Source organism: Bifidobacterium hominis, assembly GCF_040095915.1.
Lineage (GTDB): Bacteria > Actinomycetota > Actinomycetes > Actinomycetales > Bifidobacteriaceae > Bifidobacterium > Bifidobacterium hominis.
In genome coordinates this window covers 158,910-182,029 of the sequence record NZ_JBBMFR010000002.1, presented here as the reverse complement: position 1 = coordinate 182,029, position 23,120 = coordinate 158,910, and the positions used below count along the sequence as shown (strand labels likewise).

25 protein-coding genes are annotated in these 23,120 nt (G+C 55.1%); all 25 read right to left on the bottom strand.

Annotation, left to right across the window (positions count from 1 at the left end; all coding sequences use genetic code 11):
* Nucleotides 1-1,194 (bottom strand): ADP-forming succinate--CoA ligase subunit beta, encoded by a 1,194-nt coding sequence (gene sucC, locus WMO36_RS02220; protein WP_099571869.1) that lies wholly within the window; start codon nucleotides 1,192-1,194, stop codon nucleotides 1-3.
* A 50-nt stretch (nucleotides 1,195-1,244) separates the two neighbouring features.
* Nucleotides 1,245-1,826: an adenine phosphoribosyltransferase gene (locus WMO36_RS02215; protein WP_099571870.1), complete on the bottom strand. Its 582-nt coding sequence runs from the start codon at nucleotides 1,824-1,826 to the stop codon at nucleotides 1,245-1,247.
* Nucleotides 1,827-1,942: 116 nt separating this feature from the next.
* Nucleotides 1,943-2,308 (bottom strand): preprotein translocase subunit YajC, encoded by a 366-nt coding sequence (locus WMO36_RS02210; protein WP_236824369.1) that lies wholly within the window; start codon nucleotides 2,306-2,308, stop codon nucleotides 1,943-1,945.
* 92 nt (nucleotides 2,309-2,400) lie between these two features.
* Entirely contained in the window at nucleotides 2,401-3,474 is a 1,074-nt protein-coding gene (gene ruvB, locus WMO36_RS02205) for a Holliday junction branch migration DNA helicase RuvB (RefSeq protein ID WP_099571916.1), read from the bottom strand.
* Nucleotides 3,475-3,485: 11 nt separating this feature from the next.
* On the bottom strand, nucleotides 3,486-4,103 hold the full coding sequence (gene ruvA, locus WMO36_RS02200; protein WP_144165535.1) for a Holliday junction branch migration protein RuvA: 618 nt from the start codon (nucleotides 4,101-4,103) through the stop codon (nucleotides 3,486-3,488).
* A gap of 44 nt (nucleotides 4,104-4,147) precedes the next feature.
* Complete coding sequence (gene ruvC, locus WMO36_RS02195) at nucleotides 4,148-4,729, bottom strand: crossover junction endodeoxyribonuclease RuvC (protein WP_099571872.1); 582 nt, start codon at nucleotides 4,727-4,729, stop codon at nucleotides 4,148-4,150.
* A gap of 6 nt (nucleotides 4,730-4,735) precedes the next feature.
* On the bottom strand, nucleotides 4,736-5,491 hold the full coding sequence (locus WMO36_RS02190) for a YebC/PmpR family DNA-binding transcriptional regulator (RefSeq protein WP_033501075.1): 756 nt from the start codon (nucleotides 5,489-5,491) through the stop codon (nucleotides 4,736-4,738).
* A gap of 114 nt (nucleotides 5,492-5,605) precedes the next feature.
* A complete protein-coding gene (gene pgsA, locus WMO36_RS02185) occupies nucleotides 5,606-6,268 on the bottom strand; it encodes a phosphatidylinositol phosphate synthase (protein WP_099595631.1) in 663 nt (220 codons plus the stop codon).
* 109 nt (nucleotides 6,269-6,377) lie between these two features.
* The gene (gene thrS, locus WMO36_RS02180) at nucleotides 6,378-8,411 is read right to left on the bottom strand and encodes a threonine--tRNA ligase (protein WP_250778524.1); all 2,034 of its coding nucleotides are present in this window, start codon (nucleotides 8,409-8,411) and stop codon (nucleotides 6,378-6,380) included.
* A 170-nt stretch (nucleotides 8,412-8,581) separates the two neighbouring features.
* Nucleotides 8,582-9,409, bottom strand: a complete 828-nt coding sequence (locus tag WMO36_RS02175) for a DUF881 domain-containing protein (protein WP_099571875.1) — start codon at nucleotides 9,407-9,409, stop codon at nucleotides 8,582-8,584.
* A 6-nt stretch (nucleotides 9,410-9,415) separates the two neighbouring features.
* Entirely contained in the window at nucleotides 9,416-9,748 is a 333-nt protein-coding gene (locus tag WMO36_RS02170) for a small basic family protein (protein WP_099571876.1), read from the bottom strand.
* Nucleotides 9,748-10,719, bottom strand: a complete 972-nt coding sequence (locus tag WMO36_RS02165; RefSeq protein ID WP_099571877.1) for a DUF881 domain-containing protein — start codon at nucleotides 10,717-10,719, stop codon at nucleotides 9,748-9,750. Before WMO36_RS02165 ends, WMO36_RS02170 begins: the two co-directional genes overlap by 1 nt.
* Nucleotides 10,720-10,724: 5 nt before the next feature.
* The gene (locus WMO36_RS02160) at nucleotides 10,725-11,327 is read right to left on the bottom strand and encodes a CDP-alcohol phosphatidyltransferase family protein (RefSeq protein WP_099571878.1); all 603 of its coding nucleotides are present in this window, start codon (nucleotides 11,325-11,327) and stop codon (nucleotides 10,725-10,727) included.
* 13 nt (nucleotides 11,328-11,340) lie between these two features.
* Nucleotides 11,341-12,192 (bottom strand): ATP phosphoribosyltransferase, encoded by an 852-nt coding sequence (gene hisG / locus WMO36_RS02155; RefSeq protein ID WP_099571879.1) that lies wholly within the window; start codon nucleotides 12,190-12,192, stop codon nucleotides 11,341-11,343.
* A 46-nt stretch (nucleotides 12,193-12,238) separates the two neighbouring features.
* Nucleotides 12,239-12,502: a phosphoribosyl-ATP diphosphatase gene (locus WMO36_RS02150; protein WP_003834733.1), complete on the bottom strand. Its 264-nt coding sequence runs from the start codon at nucleotides 12,500-12,502 to the stop codon at nucleotides 12,239-12,241.
* A 34-nt stretch (nucleotides 12,503-12,536) separates the two neighbouring features.
* Nucleotides 12,537-13,202, bottom strand: coding sequence for a ribulose-phosphate 3-epimerase (gene rpe / locus WMO36_RS02145; protein WP_033501068.1), 666 nt, complete (start codon nucleotides 13,200-13,202; stop codon nucleotides 12,537-12,539).
* 34 nt (nucleotides 13,203-13,236) lie between these two features.
* Nucleotides 13,237-14,250: a prolipoprotein diacylglyceryl transferase gene (lgt, locus tag WMO36_RS02140; RefSeq protein ID WP_099595635.1), complete on the bottom strand. Its 1,014-nt coding sequence runs from the start codon at nucleotides 14,248-14,250 to the stop codon at nucleotides 13,237-13,239.
* A gap of 67 nt (nucleotides 14,251-14,317) precedes the next feature.
* Nucleotides 14,318-15,199: a tryptophan synthase subunit alpha gene (gene trpA / locus WMO36_RS02135; RefSeq protein WP_276340416.1), complete on the bottom strand. Its 882-nt coding sequence runs from the start codon at nucleotides 15,197-15,199 to the stop codon at nucleotides 14,318-14,320.
* An 18-nt stretch (nucleotides 15,200-15,217) separates the two neighbouring features.
* Nucleotides 15,218-17,311 carry a bifunctional indole-3-glycerol phosphate synthase/tryptophan synthase subunit beta gene (locus WMO36_RS02130; RefSeq protein ID WP_302147244.1) on the bottom strand — a complete coding sequence of 698 codons (2,094 nt, stop codon included), beginning with the start codon at nucleotides 17,309-17,311 and terminating at the stop codon, nucleotides 15,218-15,220.
* 49 nt (nucleotides 17,312-17,360) lie between these two features.
* On the bottom strand, nucleotides 17,361-18,917 hold the full coding sequence (gene trpE / locus WMO36_RS02125) for an anthranilate synthase component I (protein ID WP_271724921.1): 1,557 nt from the start codon (nucleotides 18,915-18,917) through the stop codon (nucleotides 17,361-17,363).
* Nucleotides 18,914-19,321 (bottom strand): phosphoribosyl-AMP cyclohydrolase, encoded by a 408-nt coding sequence (gene hisI, locus WMO36_RS02120; RefSeq protein WP_003834725.1) that lies wholly within the window; start codon nucleotides 19,319-19,321, stop codon nucleotides 18,914-18,916. Before hisI ends, trpE begins: the two co-directional genes overlap by 4 nt.
* A 66-nt stretch (nucleotides 19,322-19,387) precedes the next feature.
* A complete protein-coding gene (gene hisF / locus WMO36_RS02115; protein ID WP_144171060.1) occupies nucleotides 19,388-20,158 on the bottom strand; it encodes an imidazole glycerol phosphate synthase subunit HisF in 771 nt (256 codons plus the stop codon).
* 116 nt (nucleotides 20,159-20,274) lie between these two features.
* Nucleotides 20,275-21,435 carry a dual-specificity RNA methyltransferase RlmN gene (rlmN, locus tag WMO36_RS02110; protein WP_099571917.1) on the bottom strand — a complete coding sequence of 387 codons (1,161 nt, stop codon included), beginning with the start codon at nucleotides 21,433-21,435 and terminating at the stop codon, nucleotides 20,275-20,277.
* 40 nt (nucleotides 21,436-21,475) lie between these two features.
* A complete protein-coding gene (locus WMO36_RS02105; RefSeq protein ID WP_099571885.1) occupies nucleotides 21,476-22,462 on the bottom strand; it encodes a phosphatidate cytidylyltransferase in 987 nt (328 codons plus the stop codon).
* Nucleotides 22,463-22,512: 50 nt separating this feature from the next.
* Nucleotides 22,513-23,067 (bottom strand): ribosome recycling factor, encoded by a 555-nt coding sequence (gene frr / locus WMO36_RS02100; protein WP_099571886.1) that lies wholly within the window; start codon nucleotides 23,065-23,067, stop codon nucleotides 22,513-22,515.
* Nucleotides 23,068-23,120: the final 53 nt, after the last annotated feature.

Below are 23,120 nucleotides of genomic sequence, written 5' to 3'. Positions count from 1 at the left end.
TCAGCGAACCTCCTTGCCGTTGGCCGCAAGGCGTGCAGCCTGCTGTGCGGCCTCTTCCATAGTCTGTGCGACATGCAGATTGACTCGATTGGCTTGGGCAAGAATGCGCAGACCCTCAGCAGCGGCATTGCCGTCGAAACGGACCACCAGAGGCTTAGAGCTGCCAAGCTTGTCAAGAGCTTCCAGAATGCCCTTCGCCACCTGTTCGCAGGATGTGATGCCACCATACACGTTGACCAGCACCGATTCTACCTGCGGATCAGAAAGCACGATCTCCAGACTGCTGCACATCACTTCGGCAGACGCGCCGCCACCGATATCAAGGAAGTTTGCGGGCTTGACATTGGTTCCCTGATCCTCACCGGCACCGGAAACGGCGTCGAGCGAGCTCATCACCAAACCGGCACCGTTGCCGATTACGCCAACGGAACCTTGGAGATGCACATAATGCAAGCCATGCTCACGTGCCTTCTGCTCGAACGGATCGACATGCACCGGGTCTGCGAACCGACTCCAACCATCGTGGCGGAACGCCGCATTGTCGTCTAAAGAGATCTTGGCGTCCAACGCACACAGTGTCTTGGACGATTCATCATCCGGATCACCGATCTTGGCAAGCGGGTTGATCTCAACAAGCGTAGCGTCATTGTCTTTGAAGCACTGCCACATCTTCAGCAGGATCTGTGCGGCCTGATTAACATCGGCATGATAGAAGCCAATGCTTTCAGCCATCTTGGTAGCCGCTTCGAGGTCGAAATCCTCAAGCGCGTCAATATGCAGACGCTTGACGGATTCCGGATGTTCCTTGGCGATCTCCTCAACCTCGGTGCCGCCATTCGCTGTAGCAAGCACATCGAAATCACGGGAGGAACGATCCACAGAAATGGAGACATAGTACTCGTGAAGAATGTTCTTTGCCTCGGCCACCAACACACCGCTAACCTTGTGCTTGTGAATGGTCATCGGCAGGATGCCTTCGGATGCAAGAATGGCCTCATCGCGATTCTTCGCCAGCCTGACACCACCAGCCTGGCCGCGATGACCAATCTTCACCTGAGCCTTGATCACATTGGGGTAACCAATCTGCTCGGCAGCCTCAGCCACTTCATGAGAGTTCTGCGCGAACACTGCCTTAGGCGTTGGAATACCTTGCTCTTCAAGCAGTTCCCTAGCCTGGTACTCATAGAGATCCATGGATTCTTTTCCCTTGATGCTATTGGTTGTTTACAAAGAATATACTTAAATCACGCAGGCATGGTGATCAACGAACTAGCTGGATACCCCTGCAGGGACTTCATGCCGTCAATGCCGGTAAGTTCCATAACGAAACTGAAACCAGACACCTTGCCACCGCACTTTTCGATCAGCGCACTGGCTGCATTAGCAGTTCCACCGGTGGCGATCAAATCATCAACGATGAGCACACGTTCACCCTCATGCACGGCGCTGGTTTCGATTTCCACGGCAGCCTGGCCATATTCAAGATCATAATGCTGCGACACAGTCTCAGGCGGAAGCTTACCCGCCTTGCGCACGGCGATAAATCCTTTGCCAAGACGCGCGGCCAATGCAGGACCAAATAAGAAACCTCGCGCTTCAAGACCCGCAACGGCGTCGAAGTCATTGGGATCCACTGGCAGCGCGGCCTCAAGAGCGTCCAGAAGAACGCCAAAGGCACGAGCATCAGCCAATACCGGCATGAAATCACGGAAAAGAATGCCTTCTTTTGGGAAACCGGGAATCGTGCGAATTTTAGAAATGAGGTACTCGGCGTTTTCAGCTCCGACCCTGCTTAAACCGGAAACGGTGATATCCGTTGATGCCATGGCGGTAGTTTCCTTCTCCTTCAATATGCGGCACTTTGCATTATAGGATTTCGACGCGAAAAAGAACGGCGAAAATCCCAAAAATGAGATTCTCGCCGATATCTTTTTATATGCTGTCAGCTGTTCTTCTGTTCGGTCTCAGTCTGTACCGCTTCGATCTCACCCTCAATCGGCTCCTGAGCAACCTGATCTTCATCTGCAGAATCGACGGGAAGCGGGTTGCCGTTCTCATCGACCTCGTCATCATGCACATATGCGGGACGCACGTATTCACGGCTGATGGCGTTGAAGCCGAAACGAATCTGGGAACCTTCGGAATCGATGACGATCTCCTCGTATTCGGTATCAACGGAAACAACCTTGCCGATCACGCCGCCGATGGTGATGACCTCGGTGCCGGGCTGAAGATTGGCACGAAAATCCTGTCGCTCGGCCTGCTGCTGCTTAGCCTTCTTGGACTGCCAGAACATCATGCCAAACATGGCGACAACGATGACGATGAGAAAAATGTAATCCAAAGCACAACTCCTTGAGGTGGACGCTCAAACGGGACCCTATGTCCAAGACAACGAGTCTAGGCTAGATTGCTGACATCAACCTGAGATTCGTCAGGCACCAAACCGAGATGTTCCCATGCCTTACGTGTCGCCACACGTCCCTTCGGCGTGCGCACAAGGAACCCCTCACGAACCAAATACGGCTCGCAAACCGTTTCCACGGTTTCCGATTCCTCGCCGACCATGGCCGACAGATTGTTCAGTCCGACCGGCCCTCCGTTGAAATTGGTGACAATGGCTTTTAGCACCGCGATATCCAAGCGGTCCAGACCTTCAGTGTCGATCTGGTACAACGCCAAAGCCTCCTTGACATCATCTGGATGCACGGTTTCCAGATCATGCACGATTGCCCAATCCCTTACGCGGCGAAGCAGTCGGTTGGCGATACGCGGTGTACCCCTCGAACGCATGGCAAGCTGATGCGCAGCGCCGTCCTCGAGATGGATGCCGAGCATAGCCGAAGATCGTTCGATAAGCTTTTCAAGCTCCTCATGCGGATAAAAGTCGAGATGCGCGGTGAAACCGAAACGAGCCCTCAACGGCGATGGCAGCATGCCTTCACGAGTGGTGGCACCGATCACCGTAAACCGCGGCAGAGTAAGAGGAATGGAGGAAGCGCCCGGTCCTTTGCCGACCATTACGTCAACACGAAAATCCTCCATGGCTATATACAACAATTCCTCGGCCGCACGTGGAAGGCGATGGATCTCGTCGATGAAGAGCACTTCCCCGGCATCCAAAGAACTCAGAATGGAAGCCAGATCGCCGGCATGTTGAATGGCCGGACCGGAAGTGACTCTGATCGGCACTCCAAGCTCGTTGGCAACAATCATAGCCAACGTGGTCTTGCCCAAGCCCGGAGGCCCCGCCAAAAGAATATGATCTGGAGGAACGTCGCGCTTGCGGGCAGCATCCAAAAATAGCTGCAGCTGCGCCTTGAGCCTTGGCTGTCCGATGAAACCGTCAAGAACATGGGGTCGCAGTTCCTCATCGCTCACCGTCTCGTTGCCGACGGGCGATGAGGAAACCATGCGGAGTGATTCCTCGTTGGCACCAGTATTCGGCTGGTCGAATGCAGAGTCGTTCGTCATGATGGTGCGATTCACCTACCTCGATCAAGGGACGCCAACGCGAGTTTGAGCACACGAGGCACGTCATCGTCTCCCAGTGGAATATCGATATGGTTGCTCTCGCAGACGTCTTGCACGGCATGAACGGCATCCTGTTGACGCCATCCAAGAGACATCAGGCCTTCCACCACCTGTTCCGAACCAGTATCTTCCGTGGAACGTGTTTCAGGAGAAGCGCCTTCAATCTGGCTAAGGTCAATGGACCCTTTAAGCTCAAGGATGATTTTTTGCGCACCTTTTTTACCTAATCCTGGCGCTTTCGCCAGCGCAGTGGCATCGCCGTCCGCCACGGCTCTCGCCAAACGTTCCGGAGGCAACGTCGAAAGCAAGGAAAGGGCAACCTTCGGGCCAATGCCACTGACCTTCTGCAATTGCAGGAACATACGTTTCGATGCGAGCGAGGAAAAGCCATACAGCGTGATCGCATCCTGCGAAACGTTCAACGACGTGTACACCTTCACCGTTTGACCGGCGTGCATGGAAGCCAGATCTGCCGAAGGCATCCTGGTCTCATAGCCAACTCCCCCGACCTCAATGATCGACGAAGCCGCGTCAATGGAATCGACTTGGCCATGCAGCATGCCTATCATGCCGTCACCTCCCATAAACAACTATAGAACATTTGTTCGATAGTCTACATTCCTCTGCGGACGCCACGCTGCCGGGCCGCATTCTGCGAGGCAAGCGCCCATTGACGTTGCGCATCAGTGAGATGCTGTTCACGTTCGCCTCCTTGCAGCGCACCCGCAGGACGAAGGGCATGGCAAATCGCAATGGCCAAGGCGTCGGCCGCGTCAGCAGGTTTGGGCAGGGTATTCAGCCCCAGAATACGGGCGACCATACGTTCCATCTGAATCTTTTCGGCCTTGCCGTTGCCAGTGATCGCCATTTTCGATTCAGTCGGCGTATGCAGGGCAACGGGAATGCCACGCTGGGCTGCAGCCAACATGGCCAGCCCGGCCGCCTGCGCGGTCCCCAACACGGTGTTGCGGTTCTCTTGTGCGAACACACGTTCAATGGACACGGCATCCGGCGCAAACCGTTCTATTTTTTCAACCAAACCATTGTATATGGCCAACAGGCGCAAATCCTGTGACATTTTCGGATCGGACCGCACCACATCCACATGAATAAAAGAAAGCCGGCGGTATGCGCCGGCTTCGATCACGCCGACCCCGCAGCGAGTCAGCCCGGGGTCGACGCCAAGAATAATCACGCTCGATTACTCCTCGTCAAGCTGAGCCATGACCTCATCGGAAGCGGTCCAGTTGGAGTAGATGTTCTGCACATCGTCCAAATCGTCGAGGTTGTCGATGAGCTTGGACACCTTCTGAGCATCCTCAAGAGTCAATTCAACCTCGTTCTTCGGCATCATGACCAGATCAGCGGAATCGTAATCGAAACCAGCATCCTGCAGAGCCTTACGAACATCGATCATTTCGGAAGGATCGGTGACAACGGTGAACACATCGCCATCTTCGGTCACATCCTCGGCACCAGCTTCAGCGGCCTTTTCGAACAGATCGTCGAAATCAACGCCTTCGGCAGGAACGATGATCTGGCCCTTGCGCTCGAAGTTGAAGCTCACGGAACCGGAGGTAGCCAAGGAACCATTGCCCTTGGTCAGGGTGGAACGCACTTCAGCGGCCGCACGATTGCGGTTGTCGGTAAGGCACTCGATGATCAGACCGACGCCTGCGGGAGCATAGCCCTCATAGACGATATCTTCGTAGTTGGCACCGCCGGCCTCTTCACCAGAACCACGCTTGACAGCGCGCTTGATGTTATCGGCAGGCATGGAAGCCTTCTTGGCCTTGTAGATGGCGTCGTACAGGGACGGGTTGCCGTCAGGATCACCACCACCCATACGTGCTGCAATCTCGATGTTCTTGATCAGCTTGGCGAACAGCTTGCCACGCTTCGCGTCGATGGCGGCCTTCTTGTGCTTGGTGGTCGCCCACTTGGAATGACCTGACATAATGCTCCTAGGCAGGTTGCGGATGTTTCAAACGAAACGATTCTAAAGCGGTTCTAAGACAAAGCGCCTGACATACGGTTGTCAGGCGCGTCAACATTCGCCGTTTGCAGGCAGTTATGGCTGATATGTCCTATGGCCGGCAGTCATCTGTCGACGCGCTTCGAGAATACGCTGGAACACTGTGGCCACACCCAAAACCGCAAGCAATACCATGCCAATGGCCAACCATAAGCCGTGATGCGTCAGCCCAGTGATCGCCATGCCCACCAAAATGATGACCAGTCTGTCGGCGCGTGTTGCGATGCCGTTCTTCACCTCGAAACCAACAGATTCCGCACGGGCACGCGCATACGACGTCACAAACGACGTCATCATCGACACCATGGCCGCGCCAACACCAACCCAACTGATGTAATCCGGGCTTGACTGGCTGATGTCATACCACCAATCGGCGTGCAAGATGAAGAAGACTATTACTCCGGCAAGCAACGCCCAATCGGCGATACGATCCAACGTGGAATCCAAAAAAGCGCCGAACTGAGTGCCTCCCGTGGTCAGCTTCGCGATCGAACCGTCCAGGGAATCGGCCAGCACCAGCAATGTAAGTACTACGGCTCCCGCGAAAAGCCATCCTGTGATGCCGGCGACGAAGGCAACCACAATGGTTCCGATGGTGCCTATGACCGTCACCGCATTTGCGGTCAAACCAATGGATATCAACGCTTTGGCAAGCGGTTCTATGAGTTTTTTGAATGGTGCACGAAGATGTTCTAACATGCGGATTCCTGTTTCTCGGAAAACAAAAAGGGCGCGCAAGCGTCAATATGATGCTCGTGCGCCCTTATATGATCCATGATCTTATAAGACTGAATGCAAGCGAATCGGCTCAGTCTGCGATGGCGGCCTTGAAGTCGTCGACGTCGTTGACCTGCACGCGCTTCTTGAGCACGGTCATGATCTGCGTCTTGGCTTCATCGACCGGCACGCCGTTCAGCTGGCTGCCATCACGGAAGCGGAAACTCACCGCATTGTTGTTCATGTCTTCCTCGCCAACGATGAGGATGAACGGAACCTTGGACTTGGACGCGTTGCGGATCTTCTTGCCGAAACGATCGTCGGACATGTCGATTTCGCAACGAACCGTTTCTTCTTCGAGGCTGGCGATGAACTTCTGCAGGTGCGGAGCGAATTCATCGGCAACCGGCACACCAAGCACCTGAACCGGAGCGAGCCATGCCGGGAAAGCGCCGGCGTAATGCTCAAGAAGCACGGCGAAGAAGCGTTCAATGGAGCCGAACAGCGCACGGTGGATCATCACCGGACGCTGGTGGGTGCCGTCCGCAGCGATGTATTCCAAGCCGAAACGTTCCGGAAGGTTGAAATCAAGCTGGATGGTGGACACCTGCCAGGTACGGCCGATGGCATCACGGGCCTGCACGGAAATCTTCGGACCGTAGAAGGCTGCGCCGCACGGATCGTCAACCAGCTCAAGGCCGGATTCCTTGGCGACTTCGGCCAGCGTATTGGTGGCTTCCTCCCAGATCTCGTCAGAACCGACGTACTTGTGCGGATCCTTGGTAGACAGCTCCAGATAGAAGTCATCCAGACCGAAGTCCTTCAATAGGCCAAGCACGAAGGTCAGCAAGCTCTTCAACTCGTCCTTCATCTGCTCGCGGGTGCAGTAGATGTGGGAATCATCCTGAGTCAAGCCACGCACGCGGGTCAGACCATGAACCTCGCCGGACTTCTCATAGCGATACACCGTGCCGAATTCGAACAGGCGCAATGGCAGCTCGCGGTAGGAACGCTGGCGGGACTTGAAAATCAGGTTGTGCATCGGGCAGTTCATTGGCTTCAGGTAGTAGTCGAAGCCCTGCTTGACGACGTTGCCGTTCTCGTCTTTTTCCTCATCCAGACGCATTGCGGGATACATGCTATCCTTATACCAATGCAGGTGGCCGGAAGTCTCGTACAGACCGCCCTTGGTGATGTGCGGAGTCTGCACGAAGCTATAGTGGTGCTTGCGATGCATTTCGCGGGAGTAATCCTCCATCGCGTTGATCACGGCAGCGCCCTTCGGATGGAACACAGCCAGGCCCGGACCGATCTCATCCGGGAAGGAGAACAGATCCATTTCCGCACCAAGCTTGCGGTGGTCGCGCTTGGCGGCCTCCTCAAGACGAGTCTGATAGGTCTTGAGATCTTCTTTGGTGGCGAAAGCCGCACCATAAATGCGCTGCAGCATCGGATTGGCTTCGCTGCCACGCCAATATGCGGCTGCGGAACGCTCGATCTTGAACGCCTTGATATAGCGGGTGTTCGGTAGGTGCGGGCCGCGGCACAGGTCCTTCCAAACCACATTGCCGTCACGGTCGACATTATCGTAGAAGCTCAGTTCCTTGCCGCTGATTTCAGTGGCGGCCTCCGGATCGAGGTGGGCTTCCTTATCTTTGATCAGCTCTAGCTTGTACGGCTGATCAGCTTCTTCCGCCAAAGCCTCCTCTTCGGTCACCACGCGGCGACGGAAGGACTGGGACGACTTGATGATGCGCTGCATGCGCTTTTCGATCTCTTTGAGATCGTCAGGAGTGAACGGAGTCTCAACATCGAAATCGTAGTAGAAACCATCTTTGATGACCGGGCCGACACCAAGCTTGGCGTCCGGGCGGATCTCCTGCACGGCCTGTGCCATGACGTGGGTCGCGGAGTGGCGCATAATGGCCAAACCGTCTTCGCTATCAAGCGCAATTGGTTCCACAACATCGCCGTCATGCAGTTCGGTATACAGATCGCGAGGTTCGCCGTTAATGCGCACCGCGATGATGTTCTTGTCTTCTGCAAAGAGCTGGACGCCAGTCTGGTCTGCTGCCACCTCCTTCGCTTCGCCGTTGAGTGTGATGGAGATGGTCTGTTCAGCCATGGGTTGTCCTTTGCTATCGGGGTCCGCGTTACTAATGTGCAGGCCTGGACTGTATGTCAACGATGAACAAGATAGGGTTGAGGGCAGACATCGGCACGCTGAAAAGGTGAACGGCACGCTACAACGCAACTATTTTTAGGACCGGCCAAAAGAAAACGCTACTTAAGGCGTTATTCGACGACATGCGCATAAGTGTACTGCGGCGCGCTTCGCGTCGACGTGATTTCCACCTTGTCGGAAGGCACAATCGACACGGTGGAGCCATACTTCACCTTCAAACGTGAACCGACACCGCCCGCAAGATTGACGGCGTTCTGCAGATTGTTGCTATCCCCTATCGCCTTGATGATGAATGGCGCCTCAATATTCGTATCATCGCAGTTGAGACCGTCTGCGGAATCGCTGATATACGTACTGGTAATCACACGAATATCGTTGATTTCAATGACCTCCGCACCGCTATTTCGCAATTCTTCAAGTAACGTGAACAGAATCGACGCATCAATATCCTGCTTTGATCCTTTGGAAATACGGATGACCACGCCTTCTCCAGATACCGGCAGACGTCCGGAAAGAATTCCATTCGATTCGGCATTCTGTTTGGCGATTTCCGCCGCCTTTTCGTTCTTGTCGGCTGTGTCCTTCAGCGAGTCAAGCTGACTGGACAGCTCACTTTTGCGCTGCTCAAGCTTTTGGACCTGCGCGCTGGTTTCACTGATGAGTTTGGTTAGTTCGTCCTCGCTCATCGTCTCATATGTGGACGTTGTGTTGTTCAACTGAATGGCATAGCTAAAGCCGAGCAACGCGCAAAGTATGGTTACAAGCACGCTGGAGTACAGACGGGCGCGAGTGGCCTTCGCGTTCAGCGAAATCCGCTTCGGCTTGCGCCTGACCACTGGGAATGATCCGGTCTGGGTGCTGTCGTTGTTCTGGTCCTTAACGATCTGCTCGTGAATTTTGGAGAGCACGTCCTTGTTGTCATCGTCACGTCTGCTCATATCACGTCATCCTTTGAAGATGAAACGTCGGATGGTCGACACATTGGTGAAGATTCGAATGCCGAGCACGACAATGACGGCGGTCTGCAACTGGGAACCAACGCCAAGCTGGTTTCCCAAGAAAACCAGCAATGTTGCGGTGATGACGTTCGAAAAGAAGGAGATCACAAAGACCTTATCGGAAAAGCTGCGCTGGAAATAGGCTCGTGCGGCACCAAGCAGCGCATCGAGCGCGGCCAGAACCATAATCGGCAGATACGGCTGAAGGGCAATGGGAATGTCCGGCCGGACGAACACGCCAATGACCACGCCAATGATAAGTCCCAAGACCGCTGCCATTACTTGACCTTCCTTGCATATGTCACTTCGCCAGTCACCGCCGCTTCCAGTGTAATCGATTTGTTTTTGCTCACTTGCGGATAGATGCCCGCTTCTTTGAAATCATCGTATAAACGTTGTTGTGTTTTCTTGCTCACCGTATTGGCAAGAACGTTGGAATTGCCGATTGCCTCGATGCGATACGGACTTTGCACGGAATTGACTCCGATGAGAATCGTCGTTCCAGCCGTTCGTATGGAAGTCTGCACGCCGAGACGGTATCCGTTGATGGCGATCGCTTCCGCTCCGGCCTGCCAGAGTAGCGAGACGAGCACCTGCAGATCCGAATCTGTGACGACGCGAACCTGACTGCCGTTTTCTCTTGGCAGCGACGAATCCGCGTTGTCACCGCTCACGGACAGCGGATTGGCGATGGTGAGCGTGATGCCTTCGCCTTGCACGGGAAGTATGCCATTGACCATTTCGTCATCCTGTATGGTCTGGTTCAATGACCAGTTCGACACGGATTTCGATTCTTCTTCAACTTGGGCACGCAGCGCATTGACGTCTTTGGTGAGAGTTTCGACGTTTTTTGTTTGCTCAGCCAACTGGCTTGACAGTTGCTTACGCACCTCCTTACGGGGGTCGGTGCTCAACTGACGAACGAATACGCTGCCTGCCGTGCCCACGGCAATGCAGATGAGAAACACCAACACACGGGTAAACCAGACCGAAAACATCGACGGTGTTTTGGTGGCCAGTCTCGAATCCGTATACATCACATCCATCGGACGGTTGGTCAGGTCGTCGATGAGCCGCAGCGAATCATCGTCCAGATTCCGCCCTCTTCGTGAAGTGGATGCAACAGTGTCGGGCTGCACATGATGTGAGGTCAGCCCAGCGAAAGACGCCGAAAAAACGGCGCGCCGCTTCGTGGGCGTATTCTCCGGAGACACCGGAAACGACGCACGTTCCGGAGCATCATGCATCATGTGCGCTAATCCTTATCGTTTTCCAGCAGCTGGATTCCCTGACGTATGTAAATATAGCCGGCAAGCCAGTACAATCCTACGCCCCATATGCCGGTGGCAAGACCGCATAAATGCAATGTATCCGTAGCGGAATTAGACCAGATATCCGCAAAGATCAAAGCGACAATAGCAATCATCAGCATGGCAGTGCCTGCTTTGCCCACAAAATGCACGGGCAACGGACCATAATCATGCTGAGCTAATACCAACACGAGAATCGCCATAATCAAATCGCGCAATCCAACGATGATCAGCATCCACCATGGAATGATGTCGGCGACGCCCAACGCGAGGATGCTACAGAAAATCAGCAGACGATCGGCAATGGGGTCGAGAATCTGCCCGATCTTGCTCACTTGATTGAACGACCTTGCAATAAGACCATCCAAACCGTCAGATACCGCCGAAAGCGCAAGCACGACCAACGCAAGCACCATCTCATGGCGAGAGACCAATACCGAGATGAAAGGAATCGAAATGATTCGCAACAGGCTAATAAGGTTCGGAACCGTGAAATAAATATCCCGCGGTTCCGGACTGTATTGCTTTTTGATAATCAGTTTGCTCATACTTCGAGCAACATTACATTCTCGAGGCCTGCAAGGCGGTGACAATTATGCCACGGGCACCAACTTCATACAATTGGTCCATCAGTTGGTTGACCTTGGCCTTTGGCACGACAACGCGCACGGCCGCCCACTGTTTGTCATGCAGTGGGGAAACGGTCGGGCTCTCAAAGCCCGGCGTGATGGCCACAGCGGCGGAAACCTTCTCGACTGGAATGTCGTAATCCATGAGCACGTAGCGTTGGGCGGTAATCACACCCTGCAGTCGGCGGCTGAGAATCGTCAGGCGGTCGTCGTTCTCAGCGAGACGCGGAGAGCGAATGAGCACGGCTTCGGAATGCAGCAACGGCTCCGCGAAAATACGCAAGCCGGCATTGCGGAGCGTGGTGCCCGTGGACACAACGTCGGCGATCAAATCCGCCACTCCAAGCTGCACCGACGATTCGACGGCACCGTCAAGATGCACGGTTTCGGCGTTGATGCCATGCTCGACCAGATAATCATGCACAAGCTTGTCGAAACTGGTGGCGACACGCTTGCCTTCGATGTCTTCAAGCGTGCTGATAGGGGAATCATTCGGGGCCGCGAAACGGAATGTCGATGCGCCGAAGCCAAGTTCCATGTGCTCTTTGGCGTCCGTTCCGGAGTTGAGCAACAGATCATGGCCGGTGACGCCGACGTCGATGGTACCGCGTCCAACGTAGACGGCGATATCGAGTGGACGCAGATAGAACAACTCCACGTCATTGTCGGAATCCTCTACGACCAGCTGACGCGGATTGCTCCTCAGACGATAGCCAGCTTCGGCCAGCATGTTCCATGCAGGTTCAGACAACATGCCCTTGTTAGGCACGGCGATTCTCAGCATTTTTCCTCCCAAAAAAGGCCATGCCTTCTGCGGCATGGCCAAAAACTCACAGATTCTTGTAGATGTCTTCGAGTGTGATGCCACGGTCGATCATCATGACCTGCAGGTGGTAGATGAGCTGGCTCATCTCCTCCGCGGTACGATCGGCGCCTTCGTATTCAGCTGCGATCCAGGTCTCGCCCGCTTCTTCGACGATCTTCTTGCCGATGAAATGCGTGCCCTTGCCCAGTTCGTCAACGGTTAGCGAGCCGGCCTGCTTGGAAGCGGCCTTCTCGCTTAATTCGGCAAAAAGGGATTCAAAAGTCTTCATTGTTCTTGTCTATCCTCAAAAAATTGATGGAAGGTCAGGCCTTGAATGCGGCTTCAGCCTTCTCGCGAATGGAATCAATGGCTTCCGCAGGATTCTCAGCGCCGTACACAGCGGAACCCGCGACCAACACATCAGCACCCGCTTCAGCTACGATATGGGCAGTCTTCGGACTGACACCGCCATCGACCTGAATCTTGGTGGCAAGACCACGGCGGGTAATTTCGTCACGCAAGCGACGCACCTTGGACATCTGGTTGTCGAGGAACTTCTGGCCACCGAAGCCGGGTTCGACGGTCATGATCAAAATCATGTCGAATTCGTCGAGAATATCGAAAATCGGCTCGACAGGTTCAGCCGGACGTACCGCGAAGCAGGCTTTGCAACCCATTTCGCGCAACTGGCGTGCCAGACGCACCGGAGCATGGGTGGCACCCATATGGAAGCTCACGGATGCGGCGCCCAGCTTGGCGTACTCAGGTGCCCAACGATCCGGATCCTCAATCATCAGATGCACGTCAACCGGAAGATCGGTGACTTCGCAGATACGAGCCACGATCGGCTCGCCCAAAGTCAGATTCGGGACGAAATGATGATCCATCACGTCGACGTGAACGAGATCCGCATTGGAAATGGCCTTGAGGTCACGCTCAAGGTTGCAGAAATCGGCGGACAGGATGCTTGGTGCGATTTGAATAGTCATGGCTCTCATTCTATGAAAGGTAATCGACTTGCTGTTACTTGATGTCGGACTGTTTGTCGGTATTCGAGACGGTTTCGGTATCGTTGGTTTCGATTTCATCCGCAGTTTGCTCTGAAAGAGTCGCTGCATGATCGGCGGATTCTTCCGCCCCACTGTTTTCGAGACGTTGCTCGATTTCAGTGACGGTACGAAGCTTCTCCGCCAACAGGTCAGTGTCCTTGCCCATCTGCTGCACGACGATGAACGCCACCACGCCAAGCACGAACACCGCCATGGAAACCCACACGTTGATGCGCACGCCCAAGAACTCATGCGCATAATCGATGCGCAGGGATTCGATCCAAGTACGTCCCAACGTGTACCACATGATGTACACGGTAAATAGGGATCCGGCTTTAAGCTTTTTCATGGCCTTGGATCCGATGTACACGATGATTGCGGCTCCGATGAGATTCCAAATCATCTCATACAGGAAGGTTGGATGGAACAGTGTTCCGCTTGGGCATGTAGACCCGTCGTAGCATTGCTCGCTGTGCCCGATAGCAGTGCCTTCCATATTGAGCTTCAGGCCCCATGGGAAAGTCGTCGGCGCGCCATACAGCTCCTGATTGAACCAGTTGCCCAAACGCCCAACAGCCTGTGCTACCAACAATCCCGGGGCGATGGCGTCGGCCAGCAAGGCCATTGGATAATGCTTGTGTCTGCACCAAGCCCATGCGGCCAACGCTCCAAGCAGCACTCCGCCCCAGATGCCAAGTCCGCCATTCCAGATGCGGAACATCTCCGCCCAATCGCCATTCGGCCCGAAGAAACGTTCGGGCGTGGTGATGATGTGATAGATTCGGGCACCCACGATACCGGCGGGGACGCTGACCAAAGTGATGTCAAGAACCTGATCGAAATTACCGCCCAACTTCTTCCATCGTGTGGCGGTTATCCATACCGCCAGCACAATTCCCAACAGAATGCATAACGCATAGATGTGAATCGTTACAGGGCCGATGGAAAACTGTGAAATCGTTGGCGATGGAATGTATGCAAGTGTCATGGTTTCCTGATGGTAGTCCACGCATCCGATATGGCGTTGCGTGGACTACCGAAATCGTTGGAATGGTTTACTTCGCGGAGCGTGCGTTGTGAATGCCGTCCGCAAGTTCTTCGGCCTTGACCGCCAATGCCTTGAGCCCGGTGGCCTCGTCGACGGCGTTCTTTCCGGATTCGTCGAGCATGGTATGCACCAACGCGGATCCGACGATGACACCGTCGGCATAGGAGCCGACTCGCGCACCTTGTTCGGCGGTGGAGACGCCAATGCCGACGCAGACGTTCTTCGCACCGGCATTGCGCGTGCGTGCCACCAACTCCTCAGGCGAAGCGTCAATGGTGGAACGTTCACCGGTGACGCCCATACGGGCGGCTGCATAGACGAAACCGCGAGCATTGTCGGAAACGACCTTCAAACGACTGTCTGTGGAATCCGGCGACACGAGGAAGATTCGGTCAAGTCCGTGACGGTCTGAAGCTTCGATCCATTCGCCAGCCTCATCCGGAATGAGGTCGGGGGTAATCAGGCCAGCGCCACCGGCGTTCTCGAAATCACGCGCGAAACGTTCGACGCCATAATGGTAGATGAGATTCCAGTAGCTCATCACCAACGGAACTCCCCCGGCATTGGCCACGGTCTCAACGGCCCTGAACACGTCCGCGATTTTCTCTCCATTGTCGATGGCGATTTGTGAAGCGGCCTGGATGACGGAACCATCCATGACCGGATCGGAATACGGCAGGCCGATTTCAACGGCATCGACGCCATGCTCGACCATGGTGCGGAATGCCTTCAGCGAATAGTCCGGGTTCGGGAATCCATATGGCAGATAGCCGATGAATGCGGGCTTGTTCGCGGCTTCGAACTCATCGAACATGGCTTCCGACGGACTCGACTTGTGGCTGATGCCGAGCGGCTGTCCGGACAGCGTGGTTGCTGTTGCGTGCGTCATAATGGGATGCTCCTTCTTTCACTTGCTGTCCGCGTTGTTGCCTTGGGCGCCGTTGGCTTCGAGCGCCTTGGCCTGTTCATCGGTCAAATAACCGAACCATTTGCCAGCGGTGTTCATGTCCTTATCTCCACGACCGGAAATGTTGATGATCATGACTGGGTGCTCGTATCCCTTGGCCTTGAGATCCTCAGCTGCCTTGTATGCGCCAGCAACTGCATGAGAGCTTTCAATCGCCGGAATGATGCCTTCGGTTTCGCACAGATCCTTGAAAGCGCTCATCGCTTCCTCATCGGTTGCCCAGGAATAGTTGACGCGTCCGATTTCTTTGAGCCATGCGTGTTCCGGGCCGACGGATGCGTAATCCAAACCGGCGGAGATGGAATACGTGTCGAGGGTCTGGCCTTCGGAATTCTCGAGAAGATAGCTCTTGGCACCTTGGAACATGCCCAGTTCGCCGGTTCCCGGAGCGAAACGAATGGCATGACGCCCGGATTCGGGGCCATTTCCGCCCGCCTCGTAGCCGTACAGATTCACGCGTTCGTCATCAAGGAAAGCGTTCATGATGCCGATGGCGTTGGAACCGCCGCCGACGCATGCGCAAACCGCATCCGGATGGTCGATGCCGTACCAATCCTGAAGCTGCTGCTTGGCTTCCTCGCCGATGATCTTCTGGAAGTCGCGCACCATTGCCGGGAACGGATGTGGACCTGCGACCGTGCCAAGCAGGTAGTGCGTGTCTTTGACGTTGGTGACCCAGTCTCGCAAAGCCTCATTGATGGCGTCCTTGAGAATGCGATCTCCCAAAGTGACTTCCACCACCTCGGCACCGAGCATGCGCATGCGAGCGACATTAAGCGCCTGACGACGCGCATCGATCTGACCCATGTAGATGCGGCACTTCAATCCGAGCATGGCGCACACCGTAGCGGTGGCCACACCATGCTGTCCCGCGCCGGTTTCAGCGATGACACGGGTCTTCCCCATGCGCTTGACCAGCAGAGCCTGCCCAAGCGCATTGTTGATCTTGTGCGCGCCGGTATGGTTGAGATCCTCACGCTTGAGGAACACACGCGCGTCGAGACCGGTTTTTTCTTTGAGACGCTCGGCGAAACGCGGAGCGTCAGTCAACGGTGATGGACGTCCAACATACTGCTGGTTCAGTCGTGCCAGCTCCTTATGGAACTCCGGATCGGCCTTGGCTTCCTCATAGACGCGTTCAAGCTCGTCAAGCGCCGTGATCAGCGCTTCCGGCACGTAACGTCCGCCGAATTGGCCGAAATATGGTCCTTCGTGACTTGCCAATGGGGTTTGTTCGGATGCTTTCACTCTTGCTCCTGCCTTTACCAGTCGCTCCACAGCCTGCTCATGGTTGGCTGCGGTTGCGACACCTTCGCCAACCAGCACCGCGTCGGCTCCGGCGCGGGCATAATCCTCCAGCTCAACCGAACCGAACACTCCGGATTCCGCTACACGGATCACATCGTTCGGCAAATCAGCGGCCAGCTCGTTGTATTTGTTCACATCGACCTTGAGGTCCTTGAGATTCCGCGCGTTGATGCCGATGACTCGCGCTCCCGCATCAATGGCACGCTGGATTTCCTCACGGGTATGCGTTTCGACCAGCACCGTCATATTGAGACTATGTGCAAGCTCAAGCAAGGACTTGAGCTTGCCGTCGTCCAACGCGGCGACGATCAATAGCACCAGATCGGCACCGTGCGCACGCGCTTCCCAAATCTGATATTCCGTGACGATGAAATCCTTACGCAATACCGGGATTTTCACAGCTGCACGAACTTTATCGAAATCATCTAGCGATCCCAAAAAGCGACGTCCCTCGGTAAGCACGGAAATCGCGCTGGCTCCGCCCTTCTCGTATTCTCTGGCCAAAGCGGCTGGATCGGGAATATCGCTCAGGAGGCCTTTCGATGGCGAGGCTCTTTTGATTTCCGCGATGACCGGAATGCCGTCGGTCTTTTTCAGCCATTGCCGCGCATCAATAGGCGCTGGCGCGGCAAACGCCTGACGCTTTACTTCATCAAGAGGGATTTTCTGTTCGCGTGCTTGTTGATCTTCAACTGCTCCTGTAACCAGCTCATCGAGTACAGACATAGTGTTCCTTTCAGCAATTGACTCGATTAGTTAGCTTGTTTGGTTTGACTCACAATTGGCGAAGCTGCGAGGCGATCTGAACAGCCTCAACGCTGGCTTCGGCCTTATTGCGAGTCTCCTGCCACTCACTGGCCGGCACGGAATCAAGTACAATTCCAGCTCCGGCCTGCACGCTCGCTTCATGGTCGCGGATGAATGCAGTTCGAATGGCAATTGCCATATCGAGGTTGCCCGAAAAATCGAAATAACCGACAGTACCGCCGTAAATGCCACGATCTGCGGGCTCAAGCTCGTCGATGATCTCGATGGCACGCGGTTTCGGCGCTCCAGAAAGCGTTCCCGCAGGAAATGCAGAAGTGAACACGTCGAATGATGTCATGTCGGGGTTGACCCTGCCGGTGACGGTCGAGCAGATATGCATGATGTGGCTGAATCGCTTGATGTCCATCAAGGAAACAACCTCCACGCTTTCCGGAAGGCATACGCGACTCAGATCGTTACGCGACAAATCGACGAGCATGATGTGTTCGCTGCGTTCCTTCGGATCAGACAGCAGATCCTTGGCGAGCTGCTCGTCTTCCTCAACGGTGGCGCCACGTGGTCTGGAACCCGCGATCGGGAAGGTCATGGCATGACCGTTATCCACTTTGATCAGTGTTTCCGGGCTGGAACCGATGACATTGAAATCACGTCCCTGCGCGTCAGTCAGCGACATGAAATACATGTAAGGACTGGGGTTCAACGTACGCAACACACGGTAGACGTCGAACGGATCGGCAGGCGAATCAATGTCGAGACGCTGGGAAATAACCACCTGGAACACGTCACCGTCGATAATATGCTGCTTGGCGATTTCGATAGAGCGCTCGTAATCGCTTTTCTCCGTGCGGAAGCGAAGTTCCGGCTGGCTAACGGTCTCATCCAGCACGTTGACGCGAGCTTCACCTTCGACAGGCGTGGCAACCTTTCGCTGCATATCGTCCAATCGCGACACAGCCTCATCATATGCGGCGTCGGCACGGGTCGGGCGGTCGTCCACATTCACCGCGTTGGCGATCAACCACACCGATCCGGACACATGGTCGACCACGGCAATATCTGTGGCTAGGGCCAACACCATTTCAGGCTGCCCGGTCTCGTTCGGAGCCTCGGCACGCAGGGTCGGCTCCCAGTGGCGAATCGCATCCCAGCCAACGGTACCAACCAGACCGCTGGTCAGATTCGGAAGTCCTTCAACATGCGGCGCCTTCAAGGTTTTCAGCGCGGCATGCGCGACTTCCATTGCATCGCCTTCAGCAGGCACGCCAGCAGGAACCCGCCCCAACCAATCGGCCTTACCGTTGTTGGAACGCAACTGAGCCATGGAATTCACGCCAATGAAACTGTATCTGCTCCACGTACCGCCGAATTCCGCGGATTCGAGAATAAACGTGCCAGAACGTCCAGCAGCAAGTCGCTCATAGAAGCCGACTGGCGTCAAGGAGTCAGCAAGAAGGCGACGTACAATCGGAATGACGCGATATCCCTGGTCCGCCAACTCGTGGAACTGTTCACGTCTCGGCCAGGTGGCGCCCCACTTGAGTGCTTGTACGCTGCATTCGCTCATCGCTGGCCCTCCTGTTCCTTGGTGCGATATCCCACGACCACGGGCAACTGCCCGCCTTCCTCGAAGCAGGATCGTTTGCCGGTATGGCAAGCCGCTCCTACTTGGTCAACTTCAATAAGAATGGCATCACCATCGCAATCCAGCGCGAAAGACTTCACATATTGGGCATGTCCGGAAGTATCTCCCTTACGCCAGTACTCCTGCCTGGACCTCGACCAGAAAGTAACGCGGCCGGTTGTCAAGGTGCGGCGTACGGCTTCATCGTTCATATATCCGACCATCAGCACCTCTTTGGTGTCGAACTGCTGGATGACAGCTGCCACCAGTCCTTTGTCGTCACGCTTGAGACGTTCTGCAATTCGTGGATCGAGAGTAGTGCTGTTGTCGTATGCTTCGTTGGTCATGGTGATGGTATGGTTCGTTTCTTCGATTATTGATTAATGTTCGCTTGTTTTTGCTATTTTCGGCCTTCAACGCACGATGTAGCCGGCGGCTTTGATCGCGTTCTTGACTTCACCGATCGTAACTTTGCCGTAATGGAAGATCGACGCGGCAAGAACGGCATCCGCACCAGCTTCGATTGCCGGAGGAAAATCAGAAGCCTTTCCAGCACCGCCGGAAGCAATGATCGGAATCTTCACTTCCTTGCGCACAGCTTTAATCATTTCAAGGTCGAAACCCTGCTGAGTGCCGTCTGCGTCCATGGAATTCAGCAGAATCTCTCCCGCTCCCAGCTCCTGGGCACGCTTGACCCACCAAATGGCGTCAATGCCCGTGGACTTACGTCCTCCCATGGTGGTGACTTCGAAACCAGACTGAGTATGGCGCTCCCCCTGCTCACGACGCGCGTCAACGGACAATACGAGCACCTGGTTGCCGAAACGTTCCGCGACACGGCTGATCAGTGTCGGATCGTTGATGGCAGCGGTATTGACGCCTACCTTGTCGGCTCCACAACGCAGCAGTGAATCAACATCTTCAGGAGCACGCACGCCTCCGCCGACAGTCAGAGGAATGAAAATCTGTTCGGCGGTTCGACTTACCACATCGACCATGGTCTGTCGATGCGAACTTGACGCGGTCACATCGAGGAAGGTCAGCTCGTCGGCTCCTTGGCGGTAGTATTCCGCGGCAAGCTCGACCGGGTCGCCGGCATCGCGAAGATTTTCGAAATGCACGCCTTTGACTACTCTTCCCGCATCAACATCAAGACATGGAATGACTCGGACTGCCAGTGACATGCTGTTTTACTCCTTCGCGCATGGTATCGTGCAACGAATGTAAGAGTAACCGTTTTACGTTACGCATGTCTGTCGGAAGTCCGGGTAGCGGACAAAACAGCTTCTTTCCTTGACAGCTAATCGCGTTCTTTAGCCGCAAGCTGCCCGCATGCGCCATCGATGTCCTGCCCGCGCGTATCTCTCAACGTAGCGGTGATGCCAGCCTTGTGAAGAATGTCAAGAAACTGTTGTTCATCCTCAGGCTTCGAAGCGGTCCATTTCGACCCTTCGATAGGATTAAGCGGAATCGGGTTGACGTGAACCCAATTATCACCGTAATGGTTCAGGCGTTTAGCGAGCAACTTGGCATGTTCGGCCTGATCGTTGATGCCACGCATCAGAGCATATTCGATGCTCACGCGGCGCTTCGAAGCCAGATAGTAGTCGTGTGCGGCGTCAAGCACCTGCGTGGTGTTGAAACGTTTGTTCATTGGAACAAGCTCATCTCGCAGTTCATCGCTCGGAGCGTGCAAAGACACGGCCAGACGCACCGGAATACCCTCAGCCGTAAGTTTTTTAATACCAGGTACCACGCCGACCGTGGAGACGGTAATGTTACGTGCCGAAATACCGAAACCCTCGGGCGGCATGGAACTGATCTGACGAACAGCGCTCAATACCGACTTATAGTTGCCCATGGGCTCTCCCATGCCCATGAATACAATGTTGCTCAGGCGTCCGGGCCCACCCGCAACTTCTCCGTCACGCATGGCTTTCGCGGCCACACGGACCTGTTCCACAATCTCGCCTGCCGACATGTTTCGAGTCAGACCCAATTGGCCCGTAGCGCAGAAGGGGCATCCCATGCCGCAACCGACCTGACTGGAGATGCACAACGTGGTGCGTGTGGGATAGCGCATGAGCACGGACTCAATAAGCGAACCGTCGAACAGGCGCCACAACGTTTTGATAGTGGTGCCCTCATCAGCCACTTGACGAGTCACTTCGGTAATGAGCGTCGGGAAAAACACCTTCGCGGCCTCGACTCGTTTCGTTGCTGGGAAGTCGGAGAATTCCTCCGCGTTGACATCGAAATGCCCGTAATAATGATTGGCAAGCTGCTTGACCCTGAATTTCGGAAGTCCAAGATCCTTGGCTTTAGCGATACGCTCTTCCTCGGTCATATCCGCAAAATGCATCGGCGGCTTGCCTCGACGCGCATGATCTTTGGATAACACGTCTCGGAAAGCACCAGTGGTGCCTCCTGGGGTGATGCCGGTCTCTGGCAGATCCTTCATGGAGTTCGCAGAGTCGCTCATTACTTTTCTTTGACCCTTCCTACATTCCAGTCGCCCACAGCAGCACGCACACGAATGGTGCGCACAACAGAATGGAATCCACTCGATCCATCACGCCGCCATGCCCCTTGAGCAGATGGCCCATATCCTTGATACCGATATCTCGCTTCAGCATGGATGCACACAAGTCACCAAACGTTCCGGCAATGCCGATCATGAAACCTGCCACGACGGGAACCCACCAACGAGAAGCCCACACGTCTGGCTCGTATGTGCAGAACATCACTACGAAGGAGCCAACCATGGAGAACAGGATGGACCCGGCAAGTCCTTCCCACGATTTCTTCGGCGAAATACGCGGGCTCAGCTTGTGCTTGCCCAGCCATGCTCCAGCAAACAGGCCGCCAGTATCGCTCAATGCGGGCATGAACACCATCATGATGGCGTGAGCAACGGGATGCCCATTGAATGTCAGTGGCATGATGACGCAAGACGCCAGAAGAGGAATATACAACACGGTGAACATGGAAACCGCAACATGGCTCAAACGGCTATGGGTTACCTCTCCCTGCTCATGGTTGAACGACGATTCGAGTCTTGCGCCGGCATCGGTATGGGAAAGTTTGTCGGCAACCGCCAGTGAGATGCGGCTGCCGAACGTCACCTTGGCGCTGGCTGCGATCGCGACAATCACTAGAGACGCCAGTACACATACCGTCATGGCGACGATATGACGTTCGCTGTAATAGGTGGACAGCAGCGTCGCCGCCGAACACACCCACAGCACCGCCACAGGAATGTGCAATCCCACAGTGGCGAAATCGACGCGCAGCTCCCACAGGGCAAGCATCATGAAAAGCACGACCAGATAGACGAACAAGTCGATGCTGATCAGCAGGCATGCCAAAATGAGGATGACGAGGACCGCTCCCGTGGCGATGGCCTGAGGCATGTTACGGCCCGTCTTCTTGTTAATGGCGTTGATGGCCTCTTCGGCTTCCTTTTCGTGCTGTTCCTGATGTTCCATCATGCTCCCCTGTCTAGCTGTGCGTCGATTCTTTTTCAGGAGTGAAGGTCTCAGACCTCCATGATCTCCTTCTGCTTGGCTTCAAGCAGGGTGTCGAGCTCGTCAGTGGTCTGCTTGGTGACCTTGTCGAGTTCCTTGAGCAGACGATCGCCCTCGTCCTCGCCCATTTCGCCATCCTTGATGGCCTTGTCGAGGGATTCCTTGGCCTTGCGACGAATATTACGCACAGCGACCTTGCCGTCTTCTGCCTTGCCCTTGGCAAGCTTGACGTATTCCTTGCGGCGCTCTTCGGTCAGTTCCGGCATGGTCAGGCGAATGACGTTGCCGTCACGACGCGGGCTTGCGCCCAGATCGGAATCGCGCAGTGCCTTCTCGACGGCGTTGGCCTGGGATGCGTCAAACGGGGTGACGGACAGGGTTCGCGGTTCCGGCACGCCGATGGTGGCGACGGCCTTCAGTGGGGTCGGGGCGCCGTAGTAGTCGACGGTGATGCCGTTGAGCAACGCCGGATTGGCACGACCGGTGCGAATGCCGGAGAAGTTCTCCTTGGTGGATTCCACGGACTTGGCCATCTGCGCCTTGGCCTGTTCGACGATAGTTGCCATTTGTTTACTCCTTGTTGTTGGTTTGTTCGATCGATATTCGACGTTGAATGTCG

Coding starts and splice junctions, on each gene's coding strand:
- sucC (WP_099571869.1), bottom strand. CDS start 1,194: ATGGATCTCTATGAGTACCAGGCTAGGGAACTGCTTGAAGAGCAAGGT.
- WMO36_RS02215 (WP_099571870.1), bottom strand. CDS start 1,826: ATGGCATCAACGGATATCACCGTTTCCGGTTTAAGCAGGGTCGGAGCT.
- WMO36_RS02210 (WP_236824369.1), bottom strand. CDS start 2,308: ATGTTTGGCATGATGTTCTGGCAGTCCAAGAAGGCTAAGCAGCAGCAG.
- ruvB (WP_099571916.1), bottom strand. CDS start 3,474: ATGACGAACGACTCTGCATTCGACCAGCCGAATACTGGTGCCAACGAG.
- ruvA (WP_144165535.1), bottom strand. CDS start 4,103: ATGATAGGCATGCTGCATGGCCAAGTCGATTCCATTGACGCGGCTTCG.
- WMO36_RS02190 (WP_033501075.1), bottom strand. CDS start 5,491: ATGTCAGGTCATTCCAAGTGGGCGACCACCAAGCACAAGAAGGCCGCC.
- pgsA (WP_099595631.1), bottom strand. CDS start 6,268: ATGTTAGAACATCTTCGTGCACCATTCAAAAAACTCATAGAACCGCTT.
- thrS (WP_250778524.1), bottom strand. CDS start 8,411: ATGGCTGAACAGACCATCTCCATCACACTCAACGGCGAAGCGAAGGAG.
- WMO36_RS02175 (WP_099571875.1), bottom strand. CDS start 9,409: ATGAGCAGACGTGACGATGACAACAAGGACGTGCTCTCCAAAATTCAC.
- WMO36_RS02170 (WP_099571876.1), bottom strand. CDS start 9,748: ATGGCAGCGGTCTTGGGACTTATCATTGGCGTGGTCATTGGCGTGTTC.
- WMO36_RS02165 (WP_099571877.1), bottom strand. CDS start 10,719: ATGATGCATGATGCTCCGGAACGTGCGTCGTTTCCGGTGTCTCCGGAG.
- WMO36_RS02160 (WP_099571878.1), bottom strand. CDS start 11,327: ATGAGCAAACTGATTATCAAAAAGCAATACAGTCCGGAACCGCGGGAT.
- hisG (WP_099571879.1), bottom strand. CDS start 12,192: ATGCTGAGAATCGCCGTGCCTAACAAGGGCATGTTGTCTGAACCTGCA.
- WMO36_RS02150 (WP_003834733.1), bottom strand. CDS start 12,502: ATGAAGACTTTTGAATCCCTTTTTGCCGAATTAAGCGAGAAGGCCGCT.
- rpe (WP_033501068.1), bottom strand. CDS start 13,202: ATGACTATTCAAATCGCACCAAGCATCCTGTCCGCCGATTTCTGCAAC.
- lgt (WP_099595635.1), bottom strand. CDS start 14,250: ATGACACTTGCATACATTCCATCGCCAACGATTTCACAGTTTTCCATC.
- trpA (WP_276340416.1), bottom strand. CDS start 15,199: ATGACGCACGCAACAGCAACCACGCTGTCCGGACAGCCGCTCGGCATC.
- WMO36_RS02130 (WP_302147244.1), bottom strand. CDS start 17,311: ATGTCTGTACTCGATGAGCTGGTTACAGGAGCAGTTGAAGATCAACAA.
- trpE (WP_271724921.1), bottom strand. CDS start 18,917: ATGAGCGAATGCAGCGTACAAGCACTCAAGTGGGGCGCCACCTGGCCG.
- hisI (WP_003834725.1), bottom strand. CDS start 19,321: ATGACCAACGAAGCATACGACAACAGCACTACTCTCGATCCACGAATT.
- hisF (WP_144171060.1), bottom strand. CDS start 20,158: ATGTCACTGGCAGTCCGAGTCATTCCATGTCTTGATGTTGATGCGGGA.
- rlmN (WP_099571917.1), bottom strand. CDS start 21,435: ATGAAGGATCTGCCAGAGACCGGCATCACCCCAGGAGGCACCACTGGT.
- WMO36_RS02105 (WP_099571885.1), bottom strand. CDS start 22,462: ATGGAACATCAGGAACAGCACGAAAAGGAAGCCGAAGAGGCCATCAAC.
- frr (WP_099571886.1), bottom strand. CDS start 23,067: ATGGCAACTATCGTCGAACAGGCCAAGGCGCAGATGGCCAAGTCCGTG.